The organism is Streptomyces sp. MUM 203J (assembly GCF_022414595.1).
In the GTDB taxonomy this organism is placed as follows: Bacteria; Actinomycetota; Actinomycetes; order Streptomycetales; family Streptomycetaceae; genus Streptomyces.
Map to the genome: position 1 here is coordinate 82,868 of NZ_JADWYO010000015.1, position 13,918 is coordinate 96,785.

At 71.6% G+C, this 13,918-nt stretch carries 13 protein-coding genes and 1 pseudogene; 8 read left to right on the forward strand and 6 right to left on the reverse strand.

Annotation, left to right across the window (positions count from 1 at the left end):
* Positions 1 to 72: 72 nt before the first annotated feature.
* Together ppgK and I3F58_RS11340 are read right to left on the reverse strand one after the other, a co-directional pair.
* The gene (gene ppgK / locus I3F58_RS11335) at positions 73 to 813 is read right to left on the reverse strand and encodes a polyphosphate--glucose phosphotransferase (protein ID WP_240108194.1); all 741 of its coding nucleotides are present in this window, start codon (positions 811 to 813) and stop codon (positions 73 to 75) included.
* A 38-nt stretch (positions 814 to 851) separates the two neighbouring features.
* Complete coding sequence (locus I3F58_RS11340; RefSeq protein ID WP_374207952.1) at positions 852 to 1,838, reverse strand: 4-hydroxy-3-methylbut-2-enyl diphosphate reductase; 987 nt, start codon at positions 1,836 to 1,838, stop codon at positions 852 to 854.
* A 119-nt stretch (positions 1,839 to 1,957) separates the two neighbouring features.
* Between I3F58_RS11340 and xseA the strand changes: the two genes are divergently transcribed.
* The 3 genes from xseA to I3F58_RS11355 all read left to right on the forward strand — a co-directional run bounded on the left by xseA (position 1,958) and on the right by I3F58_RS11355 (position 4,313).
* Complete coding sequence (gene xseA, locus I3F58_RS11345; protein WP_240108196.1) at positions 1,958 to 3,175, forward strand: exodeoxyribonuclease VII large subunit; 1,218 nt, start codon at positions 1,958 to 1,960, stop codon at positions 3,173 to 3,175.
* A 156-nt stretch (positions 3,176 to 3,331) separates the two neighbouring features.
* Complete coding sequence (locus I3F58_RS11350) at positions 3,332 to 3,604, forward strand: exodeoxyribonuclease VII small subunit (RefSeq protein ID WP_240108197.1); 273 nt, start codon at positions 3,332 to 3,334, stop codon at positions 3,602 to 3,604.
* A 118-nt stretch (positions 3,605 to 3,722) separates the two neighbouring features.
* Positions 3,723 to 4,313, forward strand: coding sequence for a malonic semialdehyde reductase (locus I3F58_RS11355; protein WP_240108198.1), 591 nt, complete (start codon positions 3,723 to 3,725; stop codon positions 4,311 to 4,313).
* A 217-nt stretch (positions 4,314 to 4,530) separates the two neighbouring features.
* On the opposite strand, the gene I3F58_RS11360 is transcribed toward I3F58_RS11355, so the two are convergent.
* A complete protein-coding gene (locus I3F58_RS11360; protein WP_240108212.1) occupies positions 4,531 to 5,052 on the reverse strand; it encodes a DUF4245 domain-containing protein in 522 nt (173 codons plus the stop codon).
* Between the two features lie 136 nt (positions 5,053 to 5,188).
* Here I3F58_RS11360 and glpX point away from each other — a divergent pair, with 136 nt between their 5' ends.
* A complete protein-coding gene (glpX, locus tag I3F58_RS11365) occupies positions 5,189 to 6,220 on the forward strand; it encodes a class II fructose-bisphosphatase (protein ID WP_240108199.1) in 1,032 nt (343 codons plus the stop codon).
* A 158-nt stretch (positions 6,221 to 6,378) separates the two neighbouring features.
* Here the strand turns inward: glpX and I3F58_RS11370 are convergent, their stop codons facing one another.
* Both I3F58_RS11370 and I3F58_RS11375 read right to left on the reverse strand, forming a co-directional pair.
* On the reverse strand, positions 6,379 to 6,753 hold the full coding sequence (locus I3F58_RS11370; RefSeq protein ID WP_240108200.1) for a WhiB family transcriptional regulator: 375 nt from the start codon (positions 6,751 to 6,753) through the stop codon (positions 6,379 to 6,381).
* A gap of 149 nt (positions 6,754 to 6,902) precedes the next feature.
* Positions 6,903 to 7,622, reverse strand: a complete 720-nt coding sequence (locus I3F58_RS11375; protein ID WP_240108201.1) for a DUF1707 domain-containing protein — start codon at positions 7,620 to 7,622, stop codon at positions 6,903 to 6,905.
* A 169-nt stretch (positions 7,623 to 7,791) separates the two neighbouring features.
* On the opposite strand from I3F58_RS11375, the gene I3F58_RS11380 reads away from it, so the two are divergent.
* On the forward strand, positions 7,792 to 9,465 hold the full coding sequence (locus tag I3F58_RS11380; protein WP_240108202.1) for a fumarate hydratase: 1,674 nt from the start codon (positions 7,792 to 7,794) through the stop codon (positions 9,463 to 9,465).
* A 63-nt stretch (positions 9,466 to 9,528) separates the two neighbouring features.
* On the opposite strand, the gene I3F58_RS11385 is transcribed toward I3F58_RS11380, so the two are convergent.
* The gene (locus I3F58_RS11385) at positions 9,529 to 11,058 is read right to left on the reverse strand and encodes a ricin-type beta-trefoil lectin domain protein (RefSeq protein WP_240108203.1); all 1,530 of its coding nucleotides are present in this window, start codon (positions 11,056 to 11,058) and stop codon (positions 9,529 to 9,531) included.
* A 120-nt stretch (positions 11,059 to 11,178) separates the two neighbouring features.
* Here I3F58_RS11385 and I3F58_RS11390 point away from each other — a divergent pair, with 120 nt between their 5' ends.
* The 3 genes and pseudogenes from I3F58_RS11390 to I3F58_RS11400 form a co-directional block, all read left to right on the forward strand.
* Positions 11,179 to 12,600 (forward strand): aspartate ammonia-lyase, encoded by a 1,422-nt coding sequence (locus I3F58_RS11390; RefSeq protein WP_240108204.1) that lies wholly within the window; start codon positions 11,179 to 11,181, stop codon positions 12,598 to 12,600.
* Positions 12,601 to 12,683: 83 nt separating this feature from the next.
* The gene (locus I3F58_RS11395; RefSeq protein WP_240108205.1) at positions 12,684 to 13,379 is read left to right on the forward strand and encodes a DUF402 domain-containing protein; all 696 of its coding nucleotides are present in this window, start codon (positions 12,684 to 12,686) and stop codon (positions 13,377 to 13,379) included.
* A gap of 257 nt (positions 13,380 to 13,636) precedes the next feature.
* Positions 13,637 to 13,918: pseudogene (locus I3F58_RS11400) on the forward strand (serine/threonine protein phosphatase); the annotation flags it as partial.

Genomic DNA, 13,918 nt, shown 5'->3' on the forward strand with positions numbered 1-13,918 from the left:
CGCGGGGCCGGGGCCGCCAAACCGCCGCCGGGGTTCGGGCCGGAGCAGGCGGGCCGCCCCTCGGCGTACGCGTCAGCGGGCCCTCGTCGCCATCGCCGCGCCCACGATGCCCGCGTTGTTCTGGAGGTGTGCCGGGACGATCTCCGCGCGGACGTTCTTGATCAGCGGCAGGAACTTCTCCGCCTTGCGGCTCACCCCGCCGCCCACGATGAACAGCTCCGGACTGAACAGCATCTCCAGGTGCGCCAGGTACTTGCGGACCCGGTGCGCCCACTCCGGCCAGCTCAGGTCCTTGTCGTCCTTGGTCTTCACGGAGGCGTGCCGCTCGGCCTCCTTGCCGTTCAGCTCCAGGTGGCCCAGCTCGGTGTTCGGGACGAGTCGGCCGTCGATGAAGACCGCGCTGCCGATGCCCGTGCCCAAGGTCAGCATGATCACCGTCCCGCCGCGCCCCCGCCCCGCGCCGTGGGTCATCTCCGCGACGCCCGCCGCGTCCGCGTCGTTCAGGACGGTCACCGGCAGCCCGCCCAGCCGGTCGCCCAGCAGCGCTGCCGCGTCCACGCCGATCCAGGACTTGTCGACGTTCGCGGCCGTACGGATCGTGGAACCGGTCACCACACCCGGGAAGGTCACCCCCACCGGCCCCGACCAGTCGAAGTGCGCCACGACCTCCGCGACGCAGCCCGCGACGTCCGAGGGCGTCGCGGGCTGCGGGGTCAGTACCTTGTGGCGGGCCTCGGCCAGATCGCCGCGGTCCAGGTCCACGGGAGCGCCTTTGATCCCCGAACCGCCGATGTCCACTCCGAAGACGTTCATGGACTCCACGTTACGGCGCCGGGGTGGCGCTCATCCTGTTACTGCTCGGTCAGGGCGGCGGCCTCCGCGCGCAGGTCGCGGCGCAGCTCCTTCGGCAGCGAGAAGGTGATCGACTCCTCCGCCGCCTTCACGATCTCGACGTCTTCGAAGCCGCGCTGGGCCAGCCACTCCAGGACGCCCTCCACCAGCACCTCGGGCACCGACGCGCCGGACGTGACGCCGACCGTCGAGACGCCGCCCTCCAGCCAGGACTCGTCGATCTCCTCCGCGAAGTCGACCAGGTACGCCTCCTTCGCGCCGGCCAGCTTCGCGACCTCCACCAGGCGCTTGGAGTTGGAGGAGTTGCGGGAGCCGACCACGATGACCAGGTCCGCGTCCGCGCCCATCTGCTTCACGGCCAGCTGGCGGTTCTGCGTGGCGTAGCAGATGTCGTCGCTGGGCGGGGAGACGAGCTGCGGGAACTTGTCCTTCAGCGCGTCGACCGTCTCCATCGTCTCGTCGACCGACAGCGTGGTCTGGGACAGCCAGACGACCTTGGACGGGTCGCGGACCTCGACCTTCGCCACGTCGCCGGGTCCGTCGACGAGCTGGATGTGGTCGGGGGCCTCACCGGAGGTGCCGATGACCTCCTCGTGGCCCTCGTGGCCGATCAGGAGGATGTCGAAGTCCTCGTTCGCGTACCGGACGGCCTCCTTGTGGACCTTCGTGACCAGCGGGCAGGTCGCGTCGATGGTCGCGAGGCGGCCCCGCCTCGCCTCCTCGTGCACGGCCGGTGCCACGCCGTGCGCGGAGAACATGACGATGGCCCCCGGCGGCACCTCATCCGTCTGCTCGACGAAGATCGCGCCCTTCTTCTCCAGGGTCCGCACGACGTACTTGTTGTGGACGATCTCGTGCCGTACGTAGATCGGCGCGCCGTACTGCTCCAGCGCCTTCTCCACGGCGATCACGGCACGGTCCACGCCCGCGCAGTATCCGCGCGGAGCGGCGAGGAGGACCCGGCGGGCAGGAGGCGTAGGAGTCATGCCCCCCATCGTAAGGGCGGGCGGCGACGGCCGAGGATCCCCCCGCCCGGGTAGCGCCCGGGCGTCCCCCGCGCGGGTGGGCACCGGGAGTTGTCAGTGACGGCGCGTACGCTCCCCCTATGCCTAGGACCACGTCTGCCGAAGCTCCGCTGCCCGTCGGTGAGGTGTCACGGCTCATCGGGGGGTGGATCGACCGCCTCGGTGCCGTCTGGGTGGAGGGCCAGATCACCCAGTTGTCGCGGCGCCCGGGAGCCGGGGTGGTGTTCATGACGTTGCGGGATCCGTCGCACGACATCTCGGTGAGCGTGACCTGCTATCGGCAGACGTTCGACGCGGTGGCGGACGTGGTCTCCGAGGGCGCGCGGGTGGTGGTGCACGCGAAGCCGGAGTGGTACGCGCCGCGGGGGCAGCTGTCGCTGCGGGCGGCGGAGATACGCCCGGTGGGCATCGGGGAGCTGCTGGCCCGCCTGGAGCGGCTGAAGCGGACCCTGGGCGCGGAGGGGCTGTTCGCGGCGGAGCGGAAGAAGCCGGTGCCGTTTCTGCCGCAGCTGATCGGGCTGGTGTGCGGGCGGGCGTCGGCGGCCGAGCGGGACGTGCTGGAGGTGGCGCGGCGGCGCTGGCCCGCGGTGCGGTTCGAGGTGCGGAACGTGGCGGTGCAGGGGGTGCACGCGGTGCCTCAGGTGGTGCGGGCGGTCAAGGAACTGGACGGGCTGCCGCACGTGGACGTGATCGTCGTGGCACGGGGCGGGGGCAGCGTGGAGGACCTGCTGCCGTTCTCGGACGAGGAGCTGGTGCGGGCGGTGGCGGAATGCCGTACGCCGGTGGTGTCGGCCATCGGGCACGAGCCGGACTCGCCGCTGCTGGATCTGGTGGCGGACCTCAGGGCGGCGACGCCGACGGACGCGGCGAAGAAGGTCGTCCCGGACGTGGGCGAGGAGCTGCTGCGGGTGCGGCATCTCCGGGACCGCGCCCTGCGCTGCGTACGGGGTCTGCTGGAGCGGGAGGAACGGGGGCTGGCGCATGCGCTGGCCCGGCCCGTGATGGAACACCCGCAACGGATGGTGGAGGAGCGGGAGGCGCAGGTGGACGCGCTGCTGGCGCGCGGCCGCCGGGTGCTGGGGCATCTGCTGGACCGGGCGGACTCGGAACTGACCCACACCCACGCGCGCGTGGTGGCCCTGTCGCCCGCGGCGACGCTGGAACGGGGGTACGCGGTGCTGCAGCGTGCGGACGGCGGGGTGGTGCGGGCACCGGAGGACGCGCCGGTGGGCGAGGAGCTGCGGGCGCGGGTGGCGGAGGGGGAGTTCACGGTGCGGCGCGTGGACGGCGAGGCCTGAGGGGGACCAGGAGGAGCAGGGGGAGTGCGGGGAGCAAGGCGTCGCGGCGGCGTGGGGGGCAGTCGGGGCGTGTCCGCCGGGCCTGCCCGCAGGGGCGGCGCGGCTTGGCCGAGCCGCGCCGGGTGGGTTGTCGGTGGACGGCCGTAGGGTGGCCGCATGACGGCTGACACGACGGAGAGCACGGACAGGGCGGGCGGCGTGGCGGGCGCCGACGGGCGGACCACGCTGGGGTACGAGCAGGCGCGCGACGAGCTGATCGAGGTCGTCCGCCGGCTGGAGGCGGGCGGCACCACGCTGGAGGAGTCGCTCGCCCTCTGGGAGCGGGGCGAGGAACTCGCGAAGGTGTGCCGTCACTGGCTGGAGGGTGCCCGCGCCCGCCTGGACGCGGCGCTGGCCTCGGAGGAGGCGGAAGCGGGCGAGGACGAGTAGGGGCCCCGCAGAGGGGCGTGAGGCAGGGCACCCCAGGGTTTAGTTGAAGTTTCACCTAACTCGCCGTACGGTGGAGTCGTCGGCACGACTCCTCACCACTCGGAAGGTTTGTCCCCGTATGTCTCTCGTACTCGACCCCACCGCCCAGGACCTCCTCTTCCGTGAGGCCCGTACCGCCCAGACCTTCTCCGACGAGCCGGTGACCGAGGAGCAGGTCCAGGCCATCTACGACCTGGTCAAGTACGGCCCCACCGCGTTCAACCAGACGCCGCTGCGCATCACCCTGGTCCGCTCGGCCGAGGCCCGCGAGCGGCTGGTCCCGCTGATGGCCGAGGGCAACCGGGCCAAGACCGCCACGGCGCCGCTCACCGCGATCCTGGCGGCGGACAACGAGTTCCATGAGGAGCTGCCGCGGCTGTTCCCCGCGTTCCCGCAGGCCAAGGACGCGTTCTTCAGTGAGCGCCCGGCCCGTGAGGCGTCCGCCGGCATGAACGCGGCGCTGCAGGCCGCGTACTTCATCGTCGGGGTGCGGGCGGCGGGGCTGGCCGCCGGGCCGATGACCGGGTTCGACTTCGGGGGCGTCCAGAAGGAGTTCCTGGACGGGGACCACACGCCGCTGATGATCGTGAACATCGGGAAGCCGGGGGAGAACGCGGCGTTCCCGCGGGCGCCGCGGCTCGCGTACGACGAGGTCGTCACGACCGTCTGACGCCCCGCCCCGCGCAACCGGCGGCCTCGCGCACCCCTCCGGGTGCCGGGGCCGCTCCCCTTTTCCGCCGCGCCGCCCGCCGGATGCGGGACCGGCCCCTGCTCCCGCCCTCCGCCGCGCCGGGAACACCGCCTCCAGGCTCCCGCTGCCGCGCCTCGGGGGCACCCCCGCCCGGAGCGCTTCGGGGCGGCCGCCCTCCGGGCGCCGGACAGCACGGCTAGAGCGCGGCGCCCGGCCTCAGCGCCTTCGCCATCTCCGTGAGGCGCTCGAAGGACGCCGTACCCATGACCACCGTGGTCGCCTTCTCGTCGCGGAGGACCAGCGCGTCGTACTTCTCGCCCTCCCAGCGCTCCCACTCGCGGTCCGCGATCCGCTCCCGCCCGTCCGTGGCGGACGCTCCGCGCGTGACCCTGGCGATGTACTTCTCCGCCTCCGCCGCCGTCGCCTGCTCCACCGCCACGTACTCGCGCTCCGGTGTCAGGTAGCCCAGATGCCAGGCGTTGTCGGCCGTGCGCCGGTACGAGACCGAGGTCGCCCGCCAGTCCTCCGGCAGGCCCTCGGGCGCGACCACCGGGTAGGGTGCCGCCCGCTGGGCCGTCACCAGCTCGACGCTGTAGTCCACGGGCTGGATCGGGTCCACGTTCTCGTCGTGCGGGACGAACATGTAGATCACCGCCGCGGCGGCGCAGATGACCGCCATCGACTGGAACATCCCACGCACCGTCTGCTTGCCTCGCATACCTGCCACGCCCCCTATGGTCGCATCAGGGCGGCGTGCTCATACGTGGGCCCCTCTGCTCAATTTGTCGACCTGGCGATAGAGTCACAGCACCCTCTTCACCTCCGGCCGTCGCCGTACAGAAAGGTGCGCTCCGATGACCGAGCATCAACTGCCGACCGAACTCGAGGTCTCTCCCGAGGCCCCCGACCGCAATCTGGCCCTGGAGCTGGTCCGGGTCACCGAGGCCGCCGCCATGGCCGCCGGCCGCTGGGTGGGCCGCGGCGACAAGAACGGTGCCGACGGCGCCGCCGTACGCGCCATGCGCACCCTCGTCTCCACCGTCTCGATGAACGGCGTCGTCGTCATCGGCGAGGGCGAGAAGGACGAAGCTCCGATGCTGTTCAACGGCGAGCGCATCGGTGACGGCACCGGCGCCGAGTGCGACATCGCCGTGGACCCGATCGACGGCACCACGCTCACCGCGAAGGGCATGCCCAACGCGATCGCCGTGCTCGCCGCCGCCGACCGCGGCACCATGTTCGACCCGTCCGCGGTCTTCTACATGGACAAGCTGGTCACCGGCCCCGAGGCCGCCGACTACGTGGACATCAACGCCCCCGTCTCGGTCAACATCCGCCGGGTCGCCAAGGCGAAGAACTCCGCGCCCGAGGACGTCACCGTCGTCATCCTGGACCGCCCGCGCCACGAGGGCATCGTCAGGGAGATCCGGGAGACCGGCGCCCGGATCAAGTTCATCTCGGACGGCGACGTGGCCGGTTCGATCATGGCCGTCCGCGAGGGCACCGGCGTGGACATGCTCATGGGCATCGGCGGTACGCCCGAGGGCATCATCAGCGCCTGCGCGATCAAGTGCCTGGGCGGTGTCATCCAGGGCAAGCTGTGGCCGAAGGACGACGAGGAGCGGGCACGCGCCCTCGACGCGGGCCACGACCTGGACCGTGTGCTGACCACGGACGACCTGGTCAGCGGCGACAACGTGTTCTTCGTCGCGACCGGCATCACGGACGGCGAACTGCTGCGCGGGGTGCGCTACCGCGCGGAGACCGCCAGCACCTCGTCGCTCGTCATGCGCTCGAAGTCCGGCACGATCCGGCAGATCGACTCCACGCACCGGCTGTCGAAGCTGCGCGCGTACAGCCAGATCGACTTCGACCGCGCGAAGTGACGCACGGCGAGGCACAGGAACGCGGCGAGACGCAGGAACGATTGCGCGCTCTGATCATCAGCCCGGTCGGCATGTGACGAATAAGGGGCGCCCCCAGTGCGGTGGGAGCGCCCCTTTCTCGTACAGGCCGTACCCGCGTCCGTCGCCGTCCGCGCGGGTCAGCCGGCGGCGGCGATCCGCTGCTCCGCCGACGCGGCCTTCTTCAGCTCGATCTCACGGCGCCTGCGGCGGGCCAGCACCACGCGGCGCTCGGCGGCCGTCAGCCCGCCCCACACCCCGTACGGCTCCGGCTGGAGCAGCGCGTGCTCGCGGCACTCGACCATGACCGGGCAGCGGGCGCAGACCCGCTTCGCGGCCTCCTCCCGGGCCAGCCGGGCGGCCGTCGGCTCCTTCGACGGCGCGAAGAACAGTCCCGCCTCATCCCGGCGGCACACCGCCTCCGTGTGCCAGGGGCCGGCGTCATCCTCCCGCGCCGGAACGCGCTGGGCCGGGACGGCGGCGATCTGGAGGGTCTGATGCGGCAGTTGCAGCACGGTCTACTCCTGACGACGGCTTACGGGAGCGAGAGAGACGATGCTGCAAGCCCTACCCGCTGTACGCACGCCTATGCACTGCGTGGCGTGAGGTTCCAGGGGCCGGACGGCGGGACGGCCGAAACTCGATGCTCCCGCACGGACTCCGCTCAGCTGTCCAGGTGCTTGCGCATGCTGCGGGGCAGCAGGTCCTTGATCCACTTGCCGCGCTTGGGCCTGGCTTCGACGTTCCCGAACACCGAATAGCCGTTGAGGACCACGACCGGCGCCTCCGGGTCCGACGCCTCCAGGCTGACCACCTCGAAGTTGCCGAGCACACCCGTGCCGTTGCCGCGCAGGGTGATGTTCTCGGGAACGTACACCTCGACGTTGCCGAAGATCGAGGTGGCGTTGATGGTGGTGAGCCGCTGGGTGAAGGTGGCCTCGGTGAGGTCGATCTCGATGTTGCCGAACAGGGAGAACGCGGCGGTGCGGGGGCCGATGCGCCAGCGGCCCCGGCGGGTGTTGCTGGAGAAGACCGCGATCAGCTTCTCCGCCGTAGCGTCCGCCGCCTCGTCGGCATAGCCGTACGACTGCGGCGCCGGCGCCGCGGCCGGGCCCGGCCGGGCCGCCGGGAGGTCCCGTACGAGCGGCTCCAGTTCGCCCATCGTCTTGGCCCGGTACACGGCGTCGATACGCTCCGCGTGCTCGGCCGCGTCGAGCCGCCCCTCGGCCATGGCCTCGCGGAGGATGTCCGCGATCCGGTCGCGGTCGGCGTCCGAGGCCCGGATCGCCGCGGCCGGAGCCGGGGCCGGGGCCCGGTCGGGCTGCGGGGCCGGCGTCCCGGCGGGCGTCTCGGACTGCTTCTGGGGCTGCTTTTCGAGGTCCACCCGCCCAGGTTAGCCAAACGCGATAGATCGCGACTAGTACCGTACGAGCCGGGGTGGCCCGACCTCACCGACAGGTGAGCCCTACCTCACAAGCTGTGCCGCCCGTGAGCGTTCTAGGCTTGTGGACGCGTTGCCAAGGGAGGCCGCGCCGCTGTCTGCCGAGTGAGGAATGGCCGTCATGCCAGAGTTTGCGTACGCCGATCTGCTCCCCCTGGGAGAGGACACCACGCCCTACCGCCTGGTGACGAAGGAGGGCGTGTCCACCTTCGAGGCCGACGGGCGGACGTTCCTCAAGGTCGACCCGGAGGCACTGCGCAAGCTGGCCGAGGCGGCGATCCACGACATCCAGCACTATCTGCGCCCGGCCCACCTGGCCCAGCTCCGGAAGATCATCGACGACCCGGAGGCCTCCGCCAACGACAAGTTCGTGGCGCTGGACCTGCTGAAGAACGCGAACATCGCGGCGGCGGGTGTGCTGCCCATGTGCCAGGACACCGGCACGGCGATCGTGATGGGCAAGCGCGGCCAGAACGTCCTCACCGGAGGCGAGGACGAGAAGGCCCTGTCCCGCGGCATCTACGACGCGTACACCCGGCTGAACCTGCGCTACTCGCAGATGGCTCCGCTCACCATGTGGGAGGAGAAGAACACCGGCTCCAACCTGCCCGCGCAGATCGAGCTGTACGCGACGGACGGCGGGGCGTACAAGTTCCTCTTCATGGCGAAGGGCGGCGGCTCCGCCAACAAGTCGTTCCTCTACCAGGAGACCAAGGCGGTCCTGAACGAGGCCTCCATGATGAAGTTCCTGGAGGAGAAGATCCGCTCGCTCGGCACGGCCGCGTGCCCGCCCTACCACCTGGCGATCGTGGTGGGCGGCACGTCCGCCGAGTACGCCCTCAAGACCGCGAAGTACGCCTCCGCGCACTACCTGGACGAGCTGCCCGAGGAGGGCTCGGTCCTCGGCAACGGCTTCCGTGACAAGGAGCTGGAGGAGAAGGTCTTCGAGCTGACGCAGAAGATCGGCATCGGCGCGCAGTTCGGCGGCAAGTACTTCTGCCACGACGTGCGGGTGGTCCGCCTGCCGCGGCACGGCGCGTCCTGCCCGGTGGCCATCGCGGTCTCCTGCTCGGCCGACCGCCAGGCGGTCGCGAAGATCACCGCCGAGGGCGTGTTCCTGGAGCAGCTGGAGACGGACCCGGCGCGGTTCCTGCCAGACACGACGGACGAGCACCTCGCCGAGGAGGCGGGGGACGTCGTCGAGATCGACCTGAACCAGCCGATGGACGAGATCCTCGCGGAGCTGTCCAAGTACCCGGTCAAGACGCGGCTCTCGCTGACCGGACCGCTCGTAGTGGCGCGCGACATCGCACACGCGAAGATCAAGGAGCGGCTGGACGCGGGCGAGGAGATGCCGCAGTACCTGAAGGACCACCCGGTCTACTACGCGGGCCCCGCGAAGACCCCCGAGGGCTACGCCTCCGGCTCCTTCGGCCCGACGACGGCGGGCCGCATGGACTCGTACGTGGAGCAGTTCCAGGCGGCGGGCGGCTCGAAGGTCATGCTGGCGAAGGGCAACCGGTCCCAGCAGGTGACCGATGCGTGCGGGGCGCACGGCGGCTTCTACCTCGGCTCGATCGGCGGGCCGGCGGCACGCCTCGCCCAGGACTGCATCAAGAAGGTCGAGGTCGTCGAGTACGAGGAGCTGGGCATGGAGGCGGTCTGGAAGATCGAGGTGGAGGACTTCCCTGCGTTCATCGTCGTGGACGACAAGGGCAACGACTTCTTCAAGGACCCGGCGCCGCAGCCGACGTTCACGTCGATCCCGGTGCGTCCGGGCCGGTAGTCCCCGCCCCGCCCCTTCCCGGGCCGGGGGGGGCACCGCCCGCCGGCCCGGAGAGGGTGCCCGCTAGGTGAACTGCTGGCCCGCCGCGCCGAGCTCGCAGGGCTGGAGCCTCAGCGGGGACCTGGCCGACGCCAGGGTCACGCACAGGTCGGGTGCGGCCGACGGGCGCAGGGTGTCCTCCGTGCGCGTGAACCTCTGGTTCGGCGCGCCCGAGCAGTTCCAGACGATGAGCGCCGCGCCCGGCTCGTAGCGGGCCGACGGCACGTCCAGGCAGCGGTCGTGGGTGAGCGCGGTGTGCAGCGAGCCGCGCTCCGCGTCGTACCACCAGTCCTGGTTGCGCCCCCCGTGGCAGGGCCAGCCGAGGACCCCCGTGCCGTTGCGGCTCGTCGCCGCTTCGACGTCCACGCAGTTGCCCGTCGCCGGGTTCCTCAGCGGTGCGAACTTGTCGTCCCACGCCCCGGCCCACAGCACCGGCTTCCCCGTCGACGCCGGGTCCGCGCAGCTCGCCTCCCGCACCCCGGCCGCGTACAGCTGCGTCAGGCAGGACGCGAAGGCGCCGTGCCCGGCCCTGTTCGGGTGGAAGGACTGGCGGACGGAGTTCTCGTCCCAGGGGAACTTGGTCACGTCGATGTACAGGCCGCGGGCCCAGGTCTCGTCCATGCAGACCTCACGCCCGTGGAAGAGCCGGGACGCGTCGAGGTACGTCGCACCGGTGCTCGCCGCCGCCCGGCGGACGCCGCGTTCGAACGCGGGGACGGCGGTGTTGCGGCCCCAGACGGTGTCGGAGTCGTATCCGAGGCCGCCGCAGACGAGCTTGCCGGGGAAGTTCGGGTTGTCGCGGAAGTCCGGGCCGATGGGGCTCGGGTAGCTCATGACGACCAGCTTGTAGTCACCGTCGCCGTATCCCGCGTCGCGCATGACGGTGCGCAGGTCGCGGACGGTCTGCTCGATCCTGGGGACGAGGCCGTCGACACGCGACTGCCAGCCGGGCGCGTACTTCGGCTCGCATGCCCCCTGGAGCAGGACGTACCGCGTCACGCAGTCGGTCATGACAGGCCCGAACTGCAGGTCGTCGTTGGCGCCGGCGACCAGGAGGACCATCTTGACCCGGGTGTTGCGCGCCTTGACGGCGAGGCTGTCGCTCTGGACCAGTTCGTCCGCGTACTGCGGGGAGCCGCCGATGCGGATGTTGACGCTGGACGCGCCGGAGCAGGCGACGTTGTACGTGATGTCGGCGGGGATTCCGGTGCGGTGGATGGCCGCGTCGGGTGAGCGGTGGCACCAGTTGTCGGGGCCGTCGGTGCCGGGCTCGTACGTACCGACGCCCTCGCCGCTGATCTCGCTGTCACCGAGGGAGATCAGCGCGCTCTTCCGCTCTTCGACCGGGCGTTCGCCGGGGCTGCCGTAGAGGGCGACGGCCTCGGCGGCGCGGATCTTCTCCAACTCGGCGGGGAGCGGAGCGGAGCCGGCGGTGCGGGAGGACGTCCGAGGGGACTCGGCCGTGGCGGCGGGAGCGGACATCCCGCCGAGCACGGCCGCGAACGCGGCGGCCGTCGCGACCGCCCATCCGAGTCGTGGTCTGGTGCGCGCCATTGCGCCTCCTGGAAGTGGGGTTACCCACGGTTTTTACTGGCTGGTAACGCACTTGGGAATAGAGGGAACAGGACAAGTGCTCACAACTCCCGGACAACACGGAAAAGTTGAGGGTCGATCATGAGTGACGCAGGCGAGCCCCAGGAGCAGGACCGGAACGGGTACCGGACCGAGTACGACTCCATGGGAGAGGTACGCGTGCCCGCCCACGCCAAGTGGCGGGCCCAGACCCAGCGGGCGGTGGAGAACTTCCCCGTCTCCGGGCAGCGCCTGGAGCGCGCCCACATCGCGGCCCTGGCCCAGGTCAAGGCCGCGGCGGCCCGGGTGAACGCCGAGCTGGGCGTGCTGGACCCGGACATCGCGGAGGCGGTGCGGGAGGCGGCCGGAGAGGTGGCGTCGGGCCGGTGGGACGACCAGTTCCCGGTGGACGTGTTCCAGACGGGCTCCGGGACCTCGTCCAACATGAACATGAACGAGGTGCTGGCCACCCTGGCGAGCGAACGCCTCGACGGCCGTGCCGTGCACCCGAACGACCACGTCAACGCCTCGCAGTCGTCGAACGACGTCTTCCCGTCCTCCATCCACATCGCGGCGACGGCGGCCGTGACCGAAGACCTCATCCCCGCCCTGGAACATCTGGCCATGTCGCTGGGACGGAAGTCGGCCGAGTTCGCGGAGGTCGTCAAGTCGGGGCGGACGCATCTGATGGACGCGACCCCGGTGACGCTCGGCCAGGAGTTCGGCGGCTACGCCGCGCAGACGCGTTACGGGGCGGAGCGGCTGCGGGCGGCGCTGCCACGGCTGGCGGAACTGCCGCTGGGCGGTACGGCGGTGGGGACCGGCATCAACACGCCGCCCGGGTTCTCCGCAGCGGTCATCACGGAGGTCGCGCGGGTCACGGGCCTGCCGCTGACCGAGGCGCGGGACCACTTCGAGGCGCAGGGCGCGCGGGACGCGCTGGTCGAGACCTCGGGCCAGCTCCGTACCGTCGCGGTGTCCCTCACCAAGATCGCGAACGATCTGCGCTGGATGGCGTCGGGTCCCCGCACCGGCCTCGCGGAGATCAGCCTCCCCGATCTCCAGCCCGGCTCGTCGATCATGCCGGGGAAGGTCAACCCGGTGGTCCCCGAGGCGGTTCTGATGGTGGCCGCACAGGTGACGGGCAACGACACGACGGTCGCCACGGCGGGCGCGGCCGGGAACTTCGAGCTGAACGTGATGCTCCCGGTCATGGCGAAGAACCTGCTGGAGTCGGTGCGGCTCCTCGCGAACGCGGCGCGGCTGCTCGCGGACCGGACGGTCGACGGGATCACCGCGAACGCGGAGCGGGCGCGGGAGTACGCGGAGTCCTCGCCGTCCGTCGTCACACCGCTGAACCGGTACATCGGATACGAGGAGGCGGCGAAGGTCGCGAAGCGGGCGCTGGCGGAGCGGAAGACCATCCGGCAGGTGGTGCTGGAGTCGGGGTACGTGGAGCGGGGCGACCTGACGCTGGAGGAGCTGGACCGGGCCCTGGACGTCCTGCGTATGACCCGCCCGTGACCCGTGGCTGCCGCACCCGTGACCTGCGACGTCGGTGACCGGAGTCGCGGACGTACCGGGTGGGGCGGCCCTAAGATCTGCGCATGACAGCGGACACGACAGGAACAGAGGCGGAGCCTGGAGCACCGGAGGCGGCGCGGTGGGCGCCGGGGGACCGGATCCTGTGGCGCTACCGCGACAACGGGGACGGGCATGTCCACATCTGCCGTCCGGTGACCGTCGTGCAGGACACCGACGAGCTGCTCGCGGTCTGGATGGCGCCGGGCACCGAGTGCGTCAAGCCGGTGCTGCTGGACGGCAGCCCGGTGCACGACGAGCCGCTCGCGACCCGCTACACCGCGCCCCGCACCACCGCCCGCGCGCCGTGGGCCGGCATGGGCGTGCTGAAGCTGGCGCGGCCCGGCGACCCGTGGTCGGTGTGGCTGTTCTGGGAGCACGGCTGGGAGTTCCGCAGCTGGTACGTCAACCTGGAGGCGCCGCACGTGCGGTGGTCCGGCGGCGTGGACTCCGAGGACCACTTCCTGGACATCTCGGTCTACCCGGACCGCAGTTGGCTGTGGCGGGACGAGGACGAGTTCGCCCAGGCGCAGCGCACGGGGCTGATGGACGCCGGACAGGCGGAGCGGGTTCGGGAGGCCGGCGCGGCCGCCGTCGAGCTGATCCGGGCCTGGGGGACGCCGTTCGCGGACGGCTGGGAGGACTGGCGGCCCGACCCGCGCTGGGGCGTTCCGGCGCTGCCCGCCGACTGGGATCGCACCCCGGCGCGCACGGCTCCATGAGACCCTTGATGCACCCCCGGCAGGAAACCGTAGGATCGTCCTCCGCCGGACGCCACCGCGGCCCGCGCCAGGAGTCGCCAGGAGCAACGCCCGAGCAACGGACATGAACTGACCGTTAGTCATCCGCAAGGGGGTGGAACCGTGCCCGAGGTGAGCACGGATCCGACGTCCCTTGTCCATGGCGCTCCCAGAACGGGTATAGCGCCTGACAGAGCGATCGCATCGCCCCACCGGCCCGGACGGACGGAATCCCACGCGTGACGGAGCAGCCCACCTCCCACGAAGGCCGGCAGCCGCTCGCTGCCCGGCCCCAGGAACGCACGCGCCCCCGGCGGGAGGCCCCGGAGCCCAGGAGCCCCCAGGTCCCCACCGGCCCCGCGAACCGCGACGACCAGCCGTCCGAGGGCACATCCACCACCGGGCAGCACCCCGCGAGCGCGGCCCGCCGGGCCGGCGCCACGGGCGCCGCATGCCCCGGTGGCCCTGTCGGCCGTTCCGCCCCCGGTGCCGCCGCCTCCGCCCGGCCCGCCGGACAGGGC